The 19449-nt window shown below is 62.1% G+C and carries 18 protein-coding genes and 1 pseudogene; 9 read left to right on the forward strand and 10 right to left on the reverse strand.

Annotated elements, in window-relative coordinates; all coding sequences use genetic code 11:
- Positions 1 to 30 precede the first annotated feature (30 nt).
- Both QCBJ_RS19835 and QCBJ_RS19840 read left to right on the forward strand, forming a co-directional pair.
- Entirely contained in the window at positions 31 to 1773 is a 1743-nt protein-coding gene (locus QCBJ_RS19835) for an acyl-CoA dehydrogenase (RefSeq protein WP_102061411.1), read from the forward strand.
- Between the two features lie 75 nt (positions 1774 to 1848).
- A complete protein-coding gene (locus QCBJ_RS19840) occupies positions 1849 to 2562 on the forward strand; it encodes a GntR family transcriptional regulator (protein WP_102061412.1) in 714 nt (237 codons plus the stop codon).
- 6 nt (positions 2563 to 2568) lie between these two features.
- Here the strand turns inward: QCBJ_RS19840 and QCBJ_RS19845 are convergent, their stop codons facing one another.
- Positions 2569 to 3519: a PDR/VanB family oxidoreductase gene (locus tag QCBJ_RS19845; RefSeq protein ID WP_102061413.1), complete on the reverse strand. Its 951-nt coding sequence runs from the start codon at positions 3517 to 3519 to the stop codon at positions 2569 to 2571.
- A 29-nt stretch (positions 3520 to 3548) separates the two neighbouring features.
- On the reverse strand, positions 3549 to 4610 hold the full coding sequence (locus QCBJ_RS19850; RefSeq protein ID WP_102061414.1) for an aromatic ring-hydroxylating dioxygenase subunit alpha: 1062 nt from the start codon (positions 4608 to 4610) through the stop codon (positions 3549 to 3551).
- Between the two features lie 234 nt (positions 4611 to 4844).
- On the opposite strand from QCBJ_RS19850, the gene QCBJ_RS19855 reads away from it, so the two are divergent.
- Positions 4845 to 5888, forward strand: a complete 1044-nt coding sequence (locus QCBJ_RS19855; RefSeq protein ID WP_102061415.1) for an NAD-dependent epimerase/dehydratase family protein — start codon at positions 4845 to 4847, stop codon at positions 5886 to 5888.
- 13 nt (positions 5889 to 5901) lie between these two features.
- Here the strand turns inward: QCBJ_RS19855 and QCBJ_RS19860 are convergent.
- Both QCBJ_RS19860 and QCBJ_RS19865 read right to left on the reverse strand, forming a co-directional pair.
- Positions 5902 to 6210, reverse strand: a pseudogene (locus QCBJ_RS19860) (MerR family transcriptional regulator); the annotation flags it as partial.
- Positions 6211 to 6309: 99 nt separating this feature from the next.
- Positions 6310 to 7797, reverse strand: a complete 1488-nt coding sequence (locus tag QCBJ_RS19865; protein ID WP_102061416.1) for an aldehyde dehydrogenase family protein — start codon at positions 7795 to 7797, stop codon at positions 6310 to 6312.
- Positions 7798 to 8059: 262 nt separating this feature from the next.
- On the opposite strand from QCBJ_RS19865, the gene QCBJ_RS19875 reads away from it, so the two are divergent.
- Positions 8060 to 9229, forward strand: a complete 1170-nt coding sequence (locus tag QCBJ_RS19875; protein ID WP_093545743.1) for a p-hydroxyphenylacetate 3-hydroxylase oxygenase component — start codon at positions 8060 to 8062, stop codon at positions 9227 to 9229.
- A 57-nt stretch (positions 9230 to 9286) separates the two neighbouring features.
- A complete protein-coding gene (locus QCBJ_RS19880; RefSeq protein WP_093545740.1) occupies positions 9287 to 10216 on the forward strand; it encodes a p-hydroxyphenylacetate 3-hydroxylase reductase component in 930 nt (309 codons plus the stop codon).
- Positions 10217 to 10280: 64 nt separating this feature from the next.
- Here the strand turns inward: QCBJ_RS19880 and QCBJ_RS19885 are convergent, their stop codons facing one another.
- A complete protein-coding gene (locus QCBJ_RS19885; protein WP_102061417.1) occupies positions 10281 to 11609 on the reverse strand; it encodes a hypothetical protein in 1329 nt (442 codons plus the stop codon).
- Between the two features lie 302 nt (positions 11610 to 11911).
- Between QCBJ_RS19885 and QCBJ_RS19890 the strand changes: the two genes are divergently transcribed.
- The 4 genes from QCBJ_RS19890 to QCBJ_RS19905 all read left to right on the forward strand — a co-directional run bounded on the left by QCBJ_RS19890 (position 11912) and on the right by QCBJ_RS19905 (position 15654).
- The gene (locus tag QCBJ_RS19890) at positions 11912 to 13411 is read left to right on the forward strand and encodes an APC family permease (RefSeq protein WP_012724449.1); all 1500 of its coding nucleotides are present in this window, start codon (positions 11912 to 11914) and stop codon (positions 13409 to 13411) included.
- Positions 13356 to 13976, forward strand: a complete 621-nt coding sequence (locus tag QCBJ_RS19895; RefSeq protein ID WP_102061418.1) for a DUF3156 family protein — start codon at positions 13356 to 13358, stop codon at positions 13974 to 13976. The genes QCBJ_RS19890 and QCBJ_RS19895 overlap by 56 nt, the downstream gene beginning before the upstream one ends.
- A 116-nt stretch (positions 13977 to 14092) precedes the next feature.
- Positions 14093 to 15055 (forward strand): transcriptional regulator FeaR, encoded by a 963-nt coding sequence (gene feaR / locus QCBJ_RS19900; protein WP_012724447.1) that lies wholly within the window; start codon positions 14093 to 14095, stop codon positions 15053 to 15055.
- 14 nt (positions 15056 to 15069) lie between these two features.
- On the forward strand, positions 15070 to 15654 hold the full coding sequence (locus QCBJ_RS19905; RefSeq protein ID WP_046036107.1) for a TetR/AcrR family transcriptional regulator: 585 nt from the start codon (positions 15070 to 15072) through the stop codon (positions 15652 to 15654).
- Between the two features lie 225 nt (positions 15655 to 15879).
- Here the strand turns inward: QCBJ_RS19905 and QCBJ_RS19910 are convergent, their stop codons facing one another.
- The 5 genes from QCBJ_RS19910 to QCBJ_RS19930 form a co-directional block, all read right to left on the reverse strand.
- Positions 15880 to 16650, reverse strand: coding sequence for an SDR family oxidoreductase (locus tag QCBJ_RS19910; protein ID WP_102061419.1), 771 nt, complete (start codon positions 16648 to 16650; stop codon positions 15880 to 15882).
- The gene (locus QCBJ_RS19915) at positions 16643 to 17443 is read right to left on the reverse strand and encodes an SDR family NAD(P)-dependent oxidoreductase (RefSeq protein ID WP_102061420.1); all 801 of its coding nucleotides are present in this window, start codon (positions 17441 to 17443) and stop codon (positions 16643 to 16645) included. Before QCBJ_RS19915 ends, QCBJ_RS19910 begins: the two co-directional genes overlap by 8 nt.
- Positions 17436 to 18257, reverse strand: coding sequence for a molybdenum cofactor biosynthesis F family protein (locus tag QCBJ_RS19920; protein WP_102061421.1), 822 nt, complete (start codon positions 18255 to 18257; stop codon positions 17436 to 17438). The genes QCBJ_RS19915 and QCBJ_RS19920 overlap by 8 nt, the downstream gene beginning before the upstream one ends.
- 85 nt (positions 18258 to 18342) lie before the next feature.
- Positions 18343 to 19002 carry a LuxR C-terminal-related transcriptional regulator gene (locus tag QCBJ_RS19925; RefSeq protein WP_102061422.1) on the reverse strand — a complete coding sequence of 220 codons (660 nt, stop codon included), beginning with the start codon at positions 19000 to 19002 and terminating at the stop codon, positions 18343 to 18345.
- A gap of 57 nt (positions 19003 to 19059) precedes the next feature.
- Positions 19060 to 19425, reverse strand: a complete 366-nt coding sequence (locus QCBJ_RS19930; protein WP_012724441.1) for a cupin domain-containing protein — start codon at positions 19423 to 19425, stop codon at positions 19060 to 19062.
- Between the last annotated feature and the right edge of the window lie 24 nt (positions 19426 to 19449).

Below are 19449 nucleotides of genomic sequence, written 5' to 3' on the forward strand. Positions count from 1 at the left end.
CGCACGATTTTTAGTCGATGAGGTGTGCCGATGTGGAGCTATGAGGCGCCTTTGCGCGATATGCAGTTTGTGCTTGAGCACTGGTTGCAGGCACCCGACACGTGGCGCCGCAGCCCGGCGTTCGAGGCCCTGGACCTGCCGCTCGCGCTCCAGGTGCTGGAAGAGGCGGCGCGCTTCAGTCAGGGCGTGCTGGCGCCGTTGAACAGCCAGGGTGACCGCCAGGGCTGCCGGTGGCAGGCGGGCCAGGTCAGCACCCCGGACGGCTTCGTCGAGGCCTATCGCGCCTATGTCGAGGGTGGCTGGCCCGCGCTGGCGTGCGCCGAGGCGGCGGGCGGGCAGGGCTTGCCGCAACTGCTCGAGGCGGCGCTGCAAGAGATGCTCTACGCCAGCAATCACGCCTGGGCCATGTACACCGGCATCGCCCACGGCGCGTACCTGTGCCTCAAGGCCCACGCCGCCCCCTGGCTGCAGGCGCGCTATTTGCCCGAGATTGTCAGCGGCCAGACCTTGCCCACCATGTGCCTGACCGAACCCCAGGCCGGCAGCGACGTCGGCTTGCTGCGCTGTCGCGCCGAGCCCCAGGCGGATGGCAGCTATCGCCTGAGCGGCAGCAAAATATTTATCTCCGGTGGCGAGCACGACCTCACGGCCAACATCCTGCACCTGGTGCTCGCGCGCGTGCCCGATGCGCCGCCGGGCAGCCGTGGCATTTCACTGTTCCTGGTGCCCAAGCAGCTGGACGATGGCCAGCCCAATGGCGTGCGGTGTGACGGCATTGAACACAAGATGGGCATCAAGGGCAGCGCGACGTGCTCGCTGGTATTCGACGGTGCCCAAGGCTGGCTGATCGGCGCGACCAATCGCGGTCTGGCGGCGATGTTTGTGATGATGAATTCGGCGCGCCTGCATGTCGGCCTGCAAGGCTTGGGGCATGTCGAGGCGGCTTGGCAGAACGCCCGCCAGTACGCCGCCGAACGCTTGCAGATGCGTGCGCCGTCAAGGCCGGAAGAGGTGGTCGCCCAGGCGGCTGACCCGATCCGTTACCACCCGGCCATGCGCCGCGTGTTGCTGGAGCTGCGCACCACCAGCGAGGGCATGCGCGCCATCGGCTATTGGGCGGCGCACCTGCTGGATCAGGCCGAGCATGACCCCGACTCGTCGGCCGCGCAGTTGGCGCCGTTGCTGACGCCCATCATCAAGGCGTTTTTCACCGAACAGGGTTTTCGGCAGGCCAGCCATGCGCTGCAGGTGTTCGGCGGTTACGGCTACGTCACCGAGTTCGCCATCGAGCAAACCCTGCGTGACAGCCGTATCGCGATGATCTACGAGGGCAGTAATGAGATCCAGGCCAATGACCTGTTGCTGCGCAAAGTGCTGGGGGATGAGGGCCGCGCCTTCGGCCTGCTGCTGGACGCGTTTCGCGCCGAGGCCGGGCAGGGCGGACAGTCTGTCGAATGCGCAGGCTTTTGCGGTGCGTTGGGTAGCCTGTGCGACGCGTTGGCCCGTGTGGTGAGCGCCATACGTGAACGCGCGCACGAGGACAGTGAATACCCCTATCGGGCGGCGCCGGACTTCCTCCAGCTCTGTGGCGTCGCGTTGCTGGCCTTTGCCTGGGCGCGTGCCGCGCGGGTCTCCAGGGCACTGCCCGACGATGATCCCTTGCGTGCCGCCAAGCTGCAAAGCGCCGGGTTCTTTTTCGATTACCTGCCGTCGCGGCTGGCGCAGCACCTGGGCGCCATAGACGGGGCACGGGCAGCGCTGGCGTTCATCTGACGCGGCCAGGTGCTTGCGGTACTGACTAGACGCTTGCGGTACTATGGCAGCCCACGTGTTCTGGAAGTTGCCTGGATGAGTAAACCCGGTCAATTGGTGCTGGTTGCACTGCGCAAGATGATCGCCAGCGGGGAGCTGGCGGCGGGCGAGCGCTTGATGGAGATTCCTACGGCGCAGCTGTTCGGCGTGTCGCGCATGCCCGTGCGCATGGCCTTTCGTACCCTCGAGCAGGAAGGGCTGCTGGTGCCATTCGGCGGGCGCGGCTATCAGGTGCGCTCGGTCAGCCCCAGCGACATTGCCGGCGCGGTCGAAGTGCGTGGTGTGCTCGAGGGCTTGGCGGCGCGTCAAACTGCCGAGCGGGGGTTGTCCGACGAGGCGCGCAGGGTGCTTGAACGCTGCCTGGTGGAGGGCGATCAACTGTTCGAAAAAGGTTACGTGACCGAGGATGACCTTGAGGTTTATCACGACCTGAACATGCGCTTTCATCAAGTCATCGTCGAAGGCAGCCACAACCCGGCGATCGCCGATGCGCTGGCGCGCAATGATCACCTGCCGTTTGCATCGGTGACCGCGTTGGCGGTGGATCGCGACGACATGGCCCGTGAATACCGGCGCTTCAACTATGCCCACCTGCAACACCATTCGGTGTTCGACGCCCTGGTCAATCGCCAGGGCGCTCGGGCCGAAGCCATCATGCGCGAACACGCCAATGCCACCTTGCGTTATGCCGAGATCTTCAGTTCGGCCACCGCCGATGCGCGCATGAAGGTCATCTTGCCCAGCACATGACGGGGCTCAGATATCGAGCACCAACAGCGGGGTTTTCGAGCGCGAGCAGCAGGGGGTGAACTGGTCATTGAGGGCCTGCTCCTGCTCGGTCATGAACAGGTCGCGGTGTTCCGGGATGCCGTCGAGCACACGGGTCAGGCAGGTGCCGCAAATCCCCTGTTCGCAGGACACGGCAATCTCGATGCCATGGCTTTCCAGAACCTGGACCACGGTCTTGTCGGCGGGGATTTCAAAGACCTGGCCGCTGCTGCCGAGCTTCACCGAAAAGCCGCCGTCGAGGCTGCTGTCCATTGGTGTCGCGCTAAAGTATTCGCGGTGCAGACAGTCTTCCTGCCAGCCCTGTGCGCGTGCGCTGTCGAGCACATGCTGCATGAACCCGCCAGGGCCGCAGACATACAGGTGCACGTCGTCTGCGGGCGTCGCCAGCACCTCGGCAGCATTCAAGGCCGTGTGCGGCTGCTCATCGAAATGCAGGAACACCCGTTCGGCAAACGGCGACGCCTTGAGCCTCTGCACAAACGCCGCACGCTCACTGGAGCGGGCGCAGTAATGCAGTTCGAAGTCGGTACCCGCGTGGGCCAGGCGTTCGGCCATGCACAGGATCGGGGTGATGCCGATGCCGCCGGCAAACAGCAGGCTGCGGCGCGCGTCGTGGGCCAGGGGGAACAGGTTGCGTGGTTCGCTGATCGCCAGGCGCGTGCCCTCGTGAACCTGCTCGTGCAGGCTGCGCGAGCCGCCCCGGGAGGCAGGGTCCTTGAGCACGCCGATCAGGTAGCGATGACGTTCTTCGGGGTGATTGCACAGGGAATATTGCCGGATCACCCCATCGGGCAGGTGCACGTCAATGTGCGCACCAGCACTGAAGGTCGGCAGCGGCTGGCCATCGACACTGGCCAGTTCATAGCTGCAAATGTCCTGGGCTTCGGTGTTACGGGATACCACCACCACATCGATCATGTTCAGTCCTCGCAGAGTTATCGTGTTGTTCAGGCGGTGGTGGTCGTGATCAGTTGCGGTTCGAGGGCGCGTTCCTTGGCAATCAGTCGCTCCAGGATCTTGCGCGACTGCACACCGCCCGCATCGATATTCAGCTTGAGCAGGGTGCGTTCCGGGTGAGCCAGCAGGTTCTGCTGCTGGCGCTCGAGCATCTCCAGGTCTTCGCTGAAAATCTTGCCCTGGCCTTCGCGAATGCTGGCGGTCAGTGCCTCATCCTGCGGGTTGAAGTTGCGCGCCATGCCCCAGAAGTACCAGATGGAGGTATCGGTTTGCGGGGTGATGAAGTCGACCACGATACTCGCAGCCTTGTGTTCGGGAGCGGCGTTGTAGCCACCCTTGCCGGCATGGGCCACGCCGACTTCGATCAGCACATGGCTGGGTGGGGTGAAGCGGCAGATCTGCCAGCGGTCCACCGGCACGTCATCGGCAAGGTTGTTGCCGCGTAAAGCCATGCGCCAGAACGGCGGAGCCATGATGTTTTCCATGTGCCGTGCGGTGACGACTTCATCGCCTTGCACCGTGGTGACGGGCGGCGCTTCGTCGATTTCCTTCTGGCCGATGCTGGAGGCATGCACGTAGGTTTCGTGGGTCAGGTCCATCAGGTTGTCGATCATCAGGCGGTAATCGCACTGGATATCAAACAGCCCGCCGCCATAGGCCCACTCATCGCTCACGGCCCATTCCAAGTGGTGGATCAGTGCCGGGTCGGCCTGGCTCTGATCGCCGGGCCACACCCAGATGAAGCCGTAACGCTCAACCACGGCAAAGGTCTTGTTGCAGGGAAAACCACGCACCCGCTGACCGGGCATTTCCACCGTCTTGCCGTCGCCGCCCATGACCAGGCCGTGATAGCCGCAGACCAGGTTGCCGTTGTCGACATAGCCCAGCGAGAGCGGCGCGCCACGATGGGGGCAGAAGTCCTCCACGGCCACGACGGCGCCTTCCTGGCCACGATAAAACACCATTTTTTCGCCGCAGATCTGTCGACCCAGGGGCTTTTGCGCGATTTCATTGGGGGTGCAGGCGACATACCACGTGTTCTTGGGGTACATGACGACTCTCCAGGCAATGGATTATTTTTATTTAATGGATCCATTAAATGGCGTGAAGGTTAGTAGGTCAATCTTTTTACGGTTATTAATAGGGCGATTATCGGCCATTCTAAAAATAATGGATCCACAGTCGGGTTGATCTTCCGAGCACTGAATGACTTGACTCTGTCCCATGGGACACCTCGTACCCTTTTTTCAAGCGCCCACGCTGGCGCGCTGACAAAAGGAGCTGCTGTGAAAGGTTTATGTCTGGTGACGGGGGCCAACGGCCACCTGGGTAATAATTTAGTGCGCGCGCTGATCAGCCAAGGCTATCGGGTTCGAGCCGGCGTTCGTGACCTCAGTAATCACACGCCCTTTGCCGGGCTGGACTGCGAATTGGTGTATGCCGAGTTGCAGGACAGTGCGGCCCTGGACAAGGCATTGGAGGGCGTAGAGGTGCTGTTTCAATCGGCCGCCGTGTTCAGGCACTGGGCGCGCAACCCGCAGGCCGAGATTGTCGAGCCGAATATCCAGGGCGCGCGACGTGTGCTGGAAGCTGCTTCACGGGCAGGTGTACGGCGTGTGGTCTACGTCAGTTCGGTGGCCGCCGTCGGTCATGATGGTACGGCGCTGGATGAGGCACACTGGAATACGGAAAGCGAAAACGCCTACTACACATCGAAGATTCTCTCCGAGCAGGCGGCCTGGCACTGTGCGGAGGCGTTGGGGTTGAGCATGGTGTCGGTATTGCCTTCGGCCATGGTCGGCCCCAATGCCGGCTACCTCACGGATACCATGGGGTTTCTTCAATCCGTTCGGCAGCGGCAGATGCCTTTTGACCCGGGATTTCGTTTCAACTTCGTGGATGTTCGCGATGTGGCCGACGGGATGATACTCGCCGCCGAAAAGGGCCGGCCAGGGCAGCGCTATATCCTCGCCAATGAGCGTTCGTCGCCGCTCAGCGATTTGATCGAGGCTGCCAACACCCAAGCGCCTGGGTATCGCCAGCCTGTCTCAGCCCCACGCTGGTTACTGCTGGGTGTGGCCTGGCTCCAGGAGCGCCGGGCGCAATGGGGTGGCAAGTCCGCTCAGCTGCTTTTGAGCCAGGTGCGCCTGTTTCACAACGTGGCGCAGGAATACACCATCACCAAGGCGAAAAACGAATTGGGTTTCAACCCTCGGCCGCCTGAAGTGGCGTTGAAGCAAGCGTTTGCTTATCTGCACAGACAGGCGCATCAACCTTATCAAGACCCGCGTCAGGACGAGGCGCAAACATTGAGTTCATCTCGCGTTTGAGTCCAATCAAGTGAAGATCAAGCGCCTGCAGTTCGGTGATTTTGTCCTGGACCTGCCGGCGCTTGTCGTCGACGGCCTGGTTGGCCAATGCCAGCGGAAAGGATTTCAACGTGTTTTTTGCGGCAATCAGCGGGTTCATCTCGGCCAGCTTGAACCCGGCCACTTGCGCCTTGCGTATGAGGTGGACGATTTCCAGGTGGTGAGCGTTGTAGAGGCGATACCGCCCCTCACGTTCCGGCGCGTTGATCAGGCCTAGTTGCTCGTACAGTCGAATGGCTTTCGGGGTGCAGCCGGTCAGCTTGGCGAGTCGTCCAATGAACATCTGTCAATTCCTTATGTGAGACAGCAATCACTTTAGCGGTGTTTTATCGCCAGAGCTGCACCCGCTGCCCCCTGTCAGTCGAAAAATATTGAGGTGGGCTCAGTAGCGAATCATCACCGACTTCAGCTCGGTGTAATCCTCAATGAATGCGCTGCCGAACTCCCGGCCAATGCCCGAGGATTTGTTGCCGCCAAACGGCACCGCCGGGTCCAGCATCGTGTGCATGTTCACCCACACCGTGCCGGCTTCGATGGCGGGCACCATGCGCAGGGCCTTGCCCAGGTCGTTGGTCCAGAGGCTGGCGCTCAAGCCGTAGGGCGTGTTGTTCATCAATGCCAGCAGTTCGTCTTCAGTGTCGTAGGGGAAGAAGGTTGCAATGGGGCCGAATGTTTCTTCGTTGAGCAAGGTGTCGTTGACGCTGTTGGCGAGGATGATCGTCGGCTCGACGTAGCAACCCGGACGGTCGATCAAGTGGCCACCGTGAATGATGGTGTTGTTTTCGGCGCGGGCCTTGGCGAAGAACTCGCCGAGTTTGAGTTGATGCTGGCGGTGAGTGACCGGGCCGAATTCGGTGCGCTCATCCAAGGGCGAGCCAATATTCAGCGCGCTCAAGCGCTGCGCCAGTTTGGCCATGACCGCGTCGATCTGCGAGCGATGCACGAAGAACCGTTCGGCCGCCGCGCAGATTTGCCCGGAGTGCAGAAAGCCCGCTTCGATGATGCCGCTGACAGCCTTATCCAGCGCCACATCGCGCAGGAACCCGGCCGAGTTTTTCCCGCCCAGCTCAAGGGTGGCCCGCGTCAGACCGGCGCCCATGGCACTCTGGCCCACCGCAACCCCGGTCGGCACGGAGCCGGTAAACGACACTTTGTTGGTGCCAGGGTGTTCGATCAGGCCTTTGCCTACCGAGCCGCCCCCGGTCAAGACGTTCAGCGCCCCGGCGGGAAGACCGGCTTCAATCGCCAGCTCGGCAATGCGCAGGATGGTCAGCGGTGTAAATTCGCTGGGTTTGATGATGATGCTGCAACCGGTCACCAGCGCCGAGGCGAGTTTCCAGATGGCAATCATGGTCGAGAAATTCCACGGCACGATGCCGACCACCACACCGACGGGCTCGCGCAGGGTGAAAGCGGTATAGCGCTCACCGGCGAAGGAGGGCAGTGACGGGGTGATGGTCTGGCCGCTGATCTTGGTGGCCCAGCCGGCGTAGTAACGCAGGAAGTGCGCGGCCTGGTCGACTTCGAAGGCTCGGGCAATCTGGATGATCTTGCCCGATTGGCAGGTTTCGATCTGCGCCAGTTCTTCGCGATGCTGCTCCAGCAGGTCGGCGAGTTTGAACAGCACGGCGCCACGCGTTGCCGGAGCTGCTTGTGACCACCGTTTGAAGCCGCGCCGCGCCGAGGCCACGGCCGCATCGATATCGACCGGGTCGGCGTCGGCGACTTGGGCGATGACCTGGCCGGTCGCCGGGTTGATCACCTCTACTGTCTGGCTGGAATGACTCTGGACGTAGCCGCCGTCGATGAACAGCGCATGGTGTCGACTGAGGAAGGCTTCAACGTGGGGCAGCAGTGGAATATCGCTCATGGGGGTTTCCTGGTGGCAGACATTGCAAAGCTCGAGCGTAATCCCAGTGACCGCACCGGGCTTGACTGTGGCTGCCGAGCGACATGTCTGTGGCTGCCAGCGCCTGCGTTCGGCTGATCACGTTAAGGCTATGAAAAGTACAATCTTGACTCTGGAAGGTGCATGTTCCGCCAGCCAGGCTCGCACCATACTGGCCCTGCATCCGGCGCCACTTCTCGATTTCACCAGTGGCCTGGACATCCAATAATAAGCAGGGCCATCCATGAAAAAGCCAAACCCGCTCCTCGAAGACCTCACGTCCATCTTGCCGACCATTGCGGCCAACGCGTTCATGGCCGAGCAGGACCGCAAGGTGCCTGCCGAAAATATCGCACTGCTCAAAAGCATCGGGCTGCACCGCGCCTTTCAACCCAAAGCGTTCGGCGGCATGGAGTTGTCATTGCCACAGTTTGCCGACTGCATCGCCTTGCTCGCCGGGGCCTGCGCCAGCACCGCCTGGGCCATGAGCCTGCTGTGTACCCACAGCCATCAATTGGCGCTGTTCTCGGCCCAGTTGCAGCAGGAGGTCTGGGGCACCGACCCGAATGCCACGGCCAGTAGCAGCATTGCGCCGTTCGGGCGCACCGAGGAAGTCGACGGCGGGGTGTTGTTCAGCGGCGAAATGGGCTGGAGCAGCGGCTGTGATCACGCTGAGTGGGCGATCGTGGGGTTTCGCCGCAACAATGCACAGGGCACTCAGGATTACTGCTTCGCGGTGCTGCCGCGCAGCGATTATCAGATACGCGATGACTGGTTTGCGGCAGGCATGAAAGGCAGCGGCACCAAGACGTTGATCATCGACAAGGTCCGGGTGCCCGAACACCGCATCCAGAAGGCCAAGGACATGATGGAAGGCAAGTCCGCCGGCTTTGGTTTGTACCCCGACAGCAAGATTTTCTACTCGCCCTACCGGCCTTATTTTGCCAGTGGTTTTTCCACGGTCAGCCTGGGTGTTGCCGAGCGGATGCTCGAGGTGTTCCGCGAAAAAACCAAGACCCGCGTGCGTGCCTACACCGGTGCCGCCGTCGGTGCCGCCACCCCGGCGTTGATGCGCCTGGCCGAGTCGACTCACCAGGTCGCCGCCGCGCGTGCCTTTCTCGAAAAAACCTGGAACGAACACGCCGAACACAGTGAGCAGCAGCGTTATCCCAGCCGCGAAACCCTGGCGTTCTGGCGCACCAACCAGGCTTACGCCACCAAGATGTGCATCCAGGCGGTGGACCGCCTGTTCGAAGCCGCCGGCGGCAATGCCTGGTTCGAACACAACGAAATGCAACGCCTGTTCCGCGATTCGCACATGACCGGCGCCCATGCCTACACCGACTACGACGTGTGCGCGCAGATCCTCGGCCGCGAGCTGATGGGCCTGGAACCCGACCCGAGCATGATCTGAACCGGCGTTTTGATAACAACCATCAGGGCTGCGCCTGACGCAGTCCGGGAGTCTTGCATGTCTGAATCGACCTTTGACCCACGCGCCTTTCGCCGGGCCCTGGGCAACTTTGCCACGGGCGTGACCGTGGTGACTGCCGCAGATGCCTCTGGCCGCAAGGTGGGCGTCACCGCCAACAGTTTCAACTCGGTGTCCCTGGACCCACCGCTGGTGTTGTGGAGTATCGACAAACGCTCGAGCAGCCACGGCGTGTTCGAGCAGGCCAGCCATTTTGCGGTCAACGTGCTGGCCGCTGACCAGATCGACCTCTCGAACAATTTTGCCCGGCCCAAGGACGACCGTTTCGCCGCGATCGAGTACCAGTCGGGGCAGGGCGGGGCGCCGGTGTTCGCCGATTGCTCGGCGCGGTTTCACTGCGAGAAATACCAGCAGGTGGACGGCGGCGACCATTGGATCATGATCGGCAAGGTCGTGGCCTTCGATGATTTCGGCCGTGCGCCGCTGCTTTATCATCAGGGCGCTTATTCGATGGTCTTGCCCCATACCCGCATGACCCAGCGCGACGAAGGGCAACCGCCCAGCAGTCATTTTCAGGGGCGCTTGAGTCACAACCTGTATTACCTGATGACCCAGGCGGTACGCGCCTACCAGTCCAGCTATCAGCCCCGGCAATTGTCCACCGGCCTGCGCACCAACGAGGCGCGGATGCTGATGGTGCTGGAGAACGACGCACGGCTGAGTGCCAGTGAATTGTTGCGGGAAGTGGCGATGCCGGTGCGGGAAATCGAGGACGCCGTGGCCAACCTCAAGCGCAAAGGGCTGGTGGCCGACGACGACGGCGTCTATTTGACGTCGGCCGGTATCGAACAGACCGAAGACCTCTGGGCCATCGCCCGTGAGCAACAGGAGAAAGTATTCGCCGAGTTCAGCCAGGACCAGATCGAAACCTTCAAGACGGTATTGAAGCAACTGATCAGCCACTGCTGACCACCTGGAAGATGAACCCTGAACCTGTGGCGAGGGAGCTGCATCGCGCAGCTCCTGAAGGCCTTCAGAAAGGCACGGCCACGGTCAGTTGGCTATAGAGGTTGGTGCCATTGCCGCCCACCTGGTTACCCCCGGTGTCGGCATCCTTCTTGGGTTGATAAATGCCCACCAGCGGGCTGATGATCAGGTGGCTGTTGACTGCCCACTCGGCGTACAGGTCCAGCTCACGGGCATCCAGGTTCAATGCATCGTTTTTGCGCAAGGTAGTGAAGTCGAAGTACAACGCGCCGACCGTCAGGTTCTCCAGCGGTGTCGCTTTGAGACCGACGTGATGCACACCGGTGTTGCTGTTGAACGGGCCGGCATAATTGGAGGCCACTTCGCCCTGGAACCAAGTGCCGTAACCGGTGCTGAGTCCGGTGAACAGCGGGTCCCATTTTTGTGAGTAGCGTGTGTAGCGGTAGGTCAACTTCGGCGCCCAGCCGATATCGGCGAAGATGTAGCCGGCTTCGGCGTACCAGGCTTTTTGCGGTCCTGCATCCTTGTCTTGCCAGGCGTATTCGAAAGCGAAGCTGGCGTTGTCGATGCCCGCGCTGCCTTCGCCGCGCAGGCTGTAAGTGTTCAGGCCCTCGCGCTGTTTCTGGAAATCGCTGGCCCACTGGTCGGTGACGCTTATGCCATGAACCCAGGTCAACCCCAGCGTACCGGCGGCACCCGTGTAGTCGAGGGTGCCCGCCGCCAGCTCGGTTTCAGCCTGGGCACGGTTATCCGACTTGAGCCACAGCACCGAGCCGTGCAGCCCCTCTTGCCCACCCAGGCGCAACACGGCGGTGCGGTCGAACGCGTGACGTGCCGCGAGGTAGTAGGCGCCACCGCGATTCAACGCACCGTCCGCCGGGCCGTTGCCCAGGTTGGGGCCGTCGTCGTTGATCAGGAACCCTCGTCCGATCTTGACCACCTGGCGGCCGAGGGAAAAGTCCACACCGTCCTTGCCCAGCGCCGGAAACAGGTCAGCCGAACGCCACCCCAGGTAGGCGTCTTCGATTTTGGTCGTGCGCTCGCTGCCATCGGTGTTGCCCGCCGCGTCGCCGTCGCCCCAGGTGCCGGAGCTGACCCAATTGAGCGCGCCGTACGCGGTGCCGTTACCGGCCAGGCCCTGATCGCCGCTCAACCCATACTTGATGAACCCTTCGCGCCAGGTCGAGCCGCCCGGCGTGCCATCGTAGTTGTGACGGCTGTTGAACATCCCGTATACGGCCAGGAAGTCCGCGTTCAGGTGCGTGTCATCGTCGGCATACAGCGCATAGGCCTGGGCCGAAGAGTGGCCGACCAACAGTGCGATACCTAGGCCGACGGCCTTGGACAACCTGCGTGTTCTTTGTGTGTGCTCCATTGTTACGTTCCCCAGCGTGGTTGGACAGCCAATAGGTCGAGGACGCATTAAGATGATCCGCAGCGGGGTAAGTCTTTCACCTGCGTGCCACGTAATTGATCCTGCCCGCCAAGCCATAGGCCTTGGCAGGCAGCTGCAAAAGCGACGGCAGACATGGGCAAGACGATCAGCGCGTGTGAGGCGCACAGTGATTTTGCGCACGATGCCGTTTCGATCAGGGACTGGCTGGGGAGGGCTTTATCGCCGGCTCCTTGTACGGCTCGATGCATCCACTCAGAAATCCGCTTTCGAGGATCCGTACCATGTCGATCAATGACCGGCTCACACAGCATTTGAAACGGGGCAGCGTCGGGTTTCCGACCGCGCTGGCCAGCACCATCGGCCTGATCATGGCCAGCCCGGTGATTCTCACCGCGACCATGGGCTTCGGCATCGGCGGCAGCGCGTTCGCGGTGGCCATGCTGATCGCGGTGGTGATGATGCTGGCCCAGGCGACCACCTTTGCCGAAGCCGCCTCAATCCTGCCGACCACCGGCTCGGTCTACGACTACATCAACTGCGGCATGGGCCGTTTCTTTGCCATTACCGGCACCTTGTCGGCGTACCTGATCGTGCATGTGTTTGCCGGGACGGCGGAGACGATTCTGTCCGGGGTCATGGCCCTGGTGAACTTCGAGCACCTCAACACCCTGGCGGAGTCTGCCGGCGGTTCGTGGTTGCTGGGGGTGGGGTTTGTGGTGGTATTCGGCATTCTGAATGCCTTTGGCGTCAGCGCCTTTGGCAGGGCCGAGATCATCCTGACCTTCGGCATGTGGACCACGCTGATGGTGTTTGGCGTGATGGGCCTGATCGCGGCGCCGGCGGTGCAGCTCGAGGGTTGGTTCGGCGTGTCGCTGGTGGGCACCGACCTGATCACCATTCTGTCGCTGGTGGGCATGGCGATGTTCATGTTCGTCGGCTGCGAGTTCGTCACGCCGCTGGCGCCGGACCTGCGCAATTCGGCCAAGGTGATGCCCAAGGCGATGATTTTCGGCTTGTTGAGCGTGGCCACCTGCATGTTCATCTACGGCGCCGCGATGAAGCGCCAGGTGGAAAACGTACTGCTGGATGCCGCCACCGGCGTGCACTTGTTAGACACGCCCATGGCGATTCCCCGCTTTGCCGAGCAGGTCATGGGGGATATTGGCCCGTTGTGGCTGGGCCTTGGCTTTCTGTTCGCCGGCGCCGCCACCATCAACACGCTGATGGCGGGCGTGCCACGGATTCTCTACGGCATGGCGGTGGATGGCGCGCTGCCCAAGGTGTTCACTTACTTGCATCCGCGCTTCAAGACGCCGCTGTTGTGCATCCTGGTGGCGATGCTGATTCCGTGCCTGTATGCGCTGTGGCTCGGCGGCAACACCGACAACATCATGCACCTGGTGCTGGCCGCCGTGTGTGCGTGGAGTTTTTCTTACCTGCTGGTGACGCTGTCGGTGGTTATCCTGCGTATTCGTCGTCCTGACCTGCCACGGGCTTATCGGTCGCCGTTGTTCCCGTTGCCGCAGATTCTTTCCAGCGTCGGCATCTTGCTGGGCATGTGGTTCATCACCCCGCCGGGCATGAACCCGGCGGATATTTATGTGCCTTTCGGGGTAATGCTCGGGATCACGGCGGCCTACGCGTTGTTCTGGACATTGGTGGTGCAGAAGGTCAATCCATTCAAGCCCGCTTCGGTCGAAGAAGTGCTGGCCAAGGAGTTTTCTCATGAGCCTGGTAACGTTCACAACGCTTATCTCGAGCAGGCTGCAAAAGCTGTCTGAGCTGTTCAGTGCCCAACGGGCGCCGGCCGGTTACCGGCCGGGGGGCACGCTTGAATATGTTAGGCGTAACCTCGGGCTGGCGAGTTTCGCCTCGACCGGGCCTGCCCGTGCAGCGTTTCGCTTGGACGATACCGGCCTGCAGGTGGACGTTGCCGAACGCACCGAATCGCAACTGCTGATGCACCTGGTCATGACCGAATTCATGCTTACGGTGCCCGCCACAGAGCAGGGCAGTGCACGCTTTGAGCTGCACCACCGCGGGTCGATTCGACGCACGGGGCTGGCGTGTCGGCAACGCTCGGGAGAGCCGGCTTTACTCGCTAGGCTCGAGGCGGCTTTGAACGACGACCTCAGCCTGCATCAAGCGCTGATGGGGCTCGACTTCAAGCGCCTGCACATCGCGTTGAGCGGGCATCAATGGCAGGTGCGGCTGGAACACATCGGCGGCAGCGAGGTGGTCAACCGCATGCCGGCGTTTCGTCGCTACATTCCTTTGAGTGACGCTCAACGGGCAGGGTTGTTGACTGTTTTGGCGGGCTTGCAGCGGGTATTGGGCGCCGTCTGATCGGGATACTTGGCATCATTAGTGCTTCCACAGTCGCTATCACGGACTTGTTGCGCCCATATAGATAACATGTTAACTATTGGCCAACAAAAACAAGAAGCCATTGTGGAGATGCCATGAGCACTTATCAGTCTGCGCACTATGGGTTGGAAACCTGGACTCGGGACCTGCGAGCGGCCTGCGGCCATTTCGACACGGAACTGGCCTTCAACCGTTCGCTGTTCATCGGTGAAGTGTCCAAGCACTCCCGGGGCGGCCTGTCACTGGCCAACCTGCGGACCAATGCCGGGCTGATCAAGCGCGAGCGACCCAACGCCGATCACGATATGGACCAACATTGTTTCCTCGTCAGTCAGCGCAGCGGCTATTGCCAGATCACCCAGAACGACCAGGTCATCCAGTTGGCCCCCGGCGATATGTTGCTGATGGACTCCACGGGCTCGATCGAGATCAGCCCGTTCGGCCTTATCGAACATGCGTCCTTGGCACTCTCACGCCATGAAGTGTGCAAGCAACTGGGTGGTGCACCGAAAACCTTCGGCAAGATCTCTTCGACCAAAGCCTGCGGCCGCATGCTCCATGTGTTGATGGACCAACTGTGCCGAGAAGGCCTGGAGGGGCAGGACTCGATTGAAGAGGCCGAGGCACTGCAAGCGGCGTTTGTCTCCTTGCTCGGGTCAGCCTTTGAATTGCACGACGCGCCGGGCGACTGCGCGGCGTCGTTGCAGGGCAGTAACCTGCGCAGCTACGTACAGAAAGTCATCGACGAATCGCTGACCCAGCCCGGCTTGAGCCCGGTGGGCCTGGCCAATCGTTTGAACATCTCGGTGCGGCATTTGTACCGTTTGTTTGAAGAGCAGGACGACAGCGTCTGCCGCTACATCCAGCGTGCCCGGCTCAAACGCAGCGCGGATGATCTGACCAACCCCTTCCTCAAGCGTGAGTCGATCACCTCGATCGCCTACAAATGGGGCTTCACCGATTCCGCGCACTTCAGCCGCTCGTTCAAGAAGCAATTCGACCTGTCGCCCAAGGACTTTCGGTCTACGCACCTGCAGCAAACGGTCGGGGCGGCGTAGGTTCGCATCGATCAATGAAACCGCTCACCCTGTCGGCCCATAACATTTGTACCGTGGCGGTCGAACACTTTGCCGATCACGGCTACGACGCCTCCTCGCTGAGCGCAATCGCAGAGAGGGCCGGCATGCGCAAGGCGTCGCTGTATGCGCACTTTGTCAGCAAGGATGCGCTGTTTCAGAAGGTCTTCGAGATTGCCTTGGCCCATGAGCACTCGTACATCGCGCAATGCTTCAAGGAGGAAGCCGGACACACCGGCGTGCCGGGGCAGTTGCACCTTGAACGGTTGAGCGGGCGTTATGAAGGGTCGGCGCACCTGCGCTTCCTGTTGCGCACGGCGTACTTTCCGCCGACGGACATTCGCGGCGTCATCACCGCAGGATTCGAGGGTTACCTGGCGCGCATTCGCGATGACTTTCAGCGTGCAGCGCAAGGTCGGTACAGCACAGTGCAACCCGAGGCGCTTGAGGTGTTTTGCGACGCCTACCTGGGTATCGTCGACAGCCTGCATGTGGAGCTGATCTACTCGACGCCCCAGGGTTACGTCAAACGGCTTGCGGCCTTGTCGCGGGTGTTGAGTGATTCACTGTCGATGCTCTAATGGGGGGACAGTTCTTCAGCGGATACACCGCGATCAAAATGTGGGAGTGTGCTTGCTCCCGTTGGGCCGCGAAGCGGCCCCAGCTCTTTGCTCGAAAAAACCGGGACTGCTGCGCAGTCCAACGGGAGCAAGCTTCCTCGCCACAGGTACAGTGTTTGCCCTTAACTGACTGGCATTAGGGCAAGCCTCCTCCCACCTTTGATCCGGTTTACAGCCCGATAGAGGTCACTTCACCTCAGGCAAAGTCGACCCGCCATCTACCACGATGGTCTGCCCGGTGATGTAGGCCGCCAGGTCGGACGCCAGGAACAACATGGCCCCGGCAATATCTTCCGGAGCACCGAGCCGTCCCAGGGGCACGCGGGTGGCGATGTCGGCATTGACCTGGTTGTCGCCCAGGTTATCCATGGCCGGCGTGGCAATCATCCCGGGCTCCACGCCGTTGACGCGCACCTGGTAGGCGGCCAGCTCCAGCGCCGCATTGCGGATAAAACCGTTCACCCCGGCCTTTGACGCCGCGTAGTGGCTGAGCCCTGGGTAGGCTACCCGTGATCCGGTGACCGACGACGTGACCAGCACACAGCCGCCGCCCTGGCGTTGAAACATGGGCAAGGCGGCCTGGGTCAACCAGAACAGGGCCGAGAGGTTGACCGCCAACGTGCGCTCAAGAATGGCCGGGGTGATCTGTGCGAATGGCGTCAACGGAAAGTAGCCGGCGTTGTGCACCAGGATATCCAGGCGGCCCCAGCTGCGTTCGATTCCCTTCACCCATTCGAGTACCGCTGCCGCATCGGCCAGGTCAACCTCAATGGCCGCGACCTGGCACGCTCGCGCCGTCAGGTCGTCGGCCAGCGCCTGGGCTTGCGCCAGCTGAAGGTCGGCAATCATCACACGCGCGCCGCGCACAGCAAACGCCTCGACGATGGCCCGGCCGATGCCCTGCGCGCCACCAGTGACCAGCACGGTTTTGCCGCTGAAATTCAAGTCGTCAGGCATGTGCGCGCTCCATATAGGCATAGGCCAGTGTCGGCACATCGACGATGCTCGAACCGCCGTCGGCGACCACGCTGGCCCCGGTGATGATCGAGGCATCGCGGCTGGCCAAGAAGCGGCAGACCTTGGCGATTTCTTCGGCGCTGGCGGGGCGTCGTAACGGTACGTCGGCGCATACGCGGGCATAGGCTTGCGGCAGTGTGTCCCCATAAAAGCTCATCAGCGGTTGCATTTCTTCGTCGGCCATCGGCGTAGTGACCCAGCCTGGGCACACCGCGTTCACGCGCACGCCGCGTGGGCCGTAATCCCGCGCCAGGGAGCGATTAAGCCCGAGCAACGCGTGCTTGGCGGTGGTGTAGCCGCACACTTCGGGACCGGCGGCCAGGGAGGCGATGGAGCCGAGCAACACGATAGTGCCGGCGCATTCGATCAGCAGCGGCAGGCAGGCGCGGGCGCTGTAGAACGCACTGTCCAGGTTGCTGCGTAAGGCCGCCTCCCAGGTGGGGGGGCTGGTCTGGGTGGCGCTGCCCACACCATGCCCACCGGCGCAGGCCAGCAGCACATCGAGGCGGCCGTAGCGCTCACGGATCTGTGCGACGAAGCCTTCCCAGCTGTCCGGACAGGCTGCGTCGCCGACCAGGACCAGGCCGCCGGTGTCCCCGGCCACCTGCTCCAGAGGCTCGCGGCGCCGGCCGATCAGCACCAGGTTGGCGCCCTCGGCGGCGTAGAGCCGGGCGCAGGCGGCACCGATGCCCGGGCCGGCCCCGGTGATCACAACGGTACGTGGATCAGGCATCGGGATACTCCGTGCGGTTGAGCACTTGGCAGTAGGAGCTGACCGGAAAGTTCGACAGCTCATCGAAGGCCGCGCCGGCATAGCCGAAGATCTTGCCGTCGCTGCGGTGCTGTTGCAGGTCGATCAGGACCAGGCCGAGGGTGGGGATGATCTTTTCGCGCCAGACGAACAGGTACAACTGATCGGCAATCTTGTAGTAGTGACAGCGGTCGGTGTCGCACAAGCCTTGCTCCACACCCTTGAGGCATTGCCAGGCATAGAACTGATCGTTCAGGTAGATGTGTTCGTAGACTTCGCTGGGGCTGTAGCGATACAGGTTGCGCAAGCCGGTCAGTTCCTGAGTGGGCGCGTGGGGGCATTGGCCGGGCTGCCAGGGTTGGTCCAGGCTGCCATGCAGGAAGTCCACGTCCACCGAGGTCAGGGCCTTGCCGGCCAGGGCACGGCTGTAAAGGCCTTCCTCGGTTTGTTCGCGCTTGGGCATGCGGCCGATCACGGCGGTAAAGGACGACGTGATGGTGTCCAGCACCAGGCTGATTGACCAGGCCTGACCGGCCTCGCGCTTGATGAAGTCGACCAAGTACAGGCCCGGGCGTACCGAGGTGGCGCGGTATGCGGCCGACCCGCTGGAGTGACCGTCGGCGGCGTGCCAGTGCAACGCCTCGGTGTCAAAGCGATGCTCGATCTGCCAGCCGTTGGCGAAGTGCAGGTGGAAGGTCTTGCCGTTGAGGTCGGCAAGGTTGGGCAGGATAAACGCGTCGGGCGCGAAACCGTCGGCGAGGGCACCTACGGTGATCCAGTCGGATTGGGTGGTCATGGCATGGCTCCGGTTGATGGAATGGACATCCCGGATCATGCGGCGGGTGAGGAGGCTCGCCTATCAACCGAAGGGTTGAGGTGGCTTAAAGAAACAGCGCGGCGACCAGCTCGGTGCGGCTGCTCACGCCCGTCTTGCGAAACAGGTGGATCAGGTGGGTCTTGATGGTCGGCAGGCCGACGCCCAGCTCCAGTGCCAATTGCTTGTTGCTTGCACCTTGACGCAATAACCAGGCGATCTGGCGCTCTTTGGGCGTAAGCCCGGCCAGCGCATCGTCGCAGGGCTGCATATTGGCCACGGCCATCTGCAGCAACGCCTGCAACGCGTTGAGCTGAGTCAATTGGTTGGCGGTAAACACCCCTTGTTCGGCGGTGCGCAGCAAGGAGATGGCCGCCTGCGGCTGGTCGGCGCGATGGGCGACGATCTCCACCACATCGACCACGCCGTAACGCTGCAGGAAGTCCCGGTAACGGTGGCTGTCACGCGGCGGCTGGCGTGCCATGGCGAAACCCAGGGGCACCACCGTCAACCCGCTGGACAGGCAATTGCGCGGTTGCAACGGGTCGAATTGGCGGTAGTTGTCCAGATAGTCGCGGTGCATTTCACGGCTCATGCCGTGCAGCCGGAAGTCGCACGCTTGCAGTTGGCGGTCGACACAATAGAACGCCGCCTGGCTGACGGGGACGAGCTGGGTAAAAGCCTGCAGGCAATGGCTGGCAACTTCCTGAGCGGGGAGGGTGTGCATGGTCAGTCACCTGCGCCGGGGGAAACGCTGCTGGCCGAAGCCAGCAGGCGAAAGCGATCAGACTACCGCGAAATAATGCTTCACAAAACTCTCGCTCACCACCTCCCACAATACCGGCGTGCCCTTGGTCACGAACCAGCTGTCGCCGGCCTTGTAGCGGGTGGTCTGGCCGGTGCTTTCGTCGGTCAACAGCACTTCGCCGGTGACCACCGTGGCTTGCTCGGCGAACGGGTAGACCATCCGGAATTTGCCTTGGGTGGTGCCGAAGTAGGCGCTGCTGACGGGGTCGGTCGGTGCGCCGAAGGTCATTTTGCCAAAGGCGTTGACTTCACCTTCGAGGATCTCGGAGCCCAGGTCGGCAACGGTGCCCCAGGCATCGAGGTCCGACAATTGGGTATCTTTTTTCAGGGTCGTAACGGGCATGGCAGTTCTCCTGTGAATGAAACA

Source organism: Pseudomonas sp. QC2, assembly GCF_002859085.1.
Taxonomy (GTDB): Bacteria; Pseudomonadota; Gammaproteobacteria; order Pseudomonadales; family Pseudomonadaceae; genus Aquipseudomonas; species Aquipseudomonas petroselini.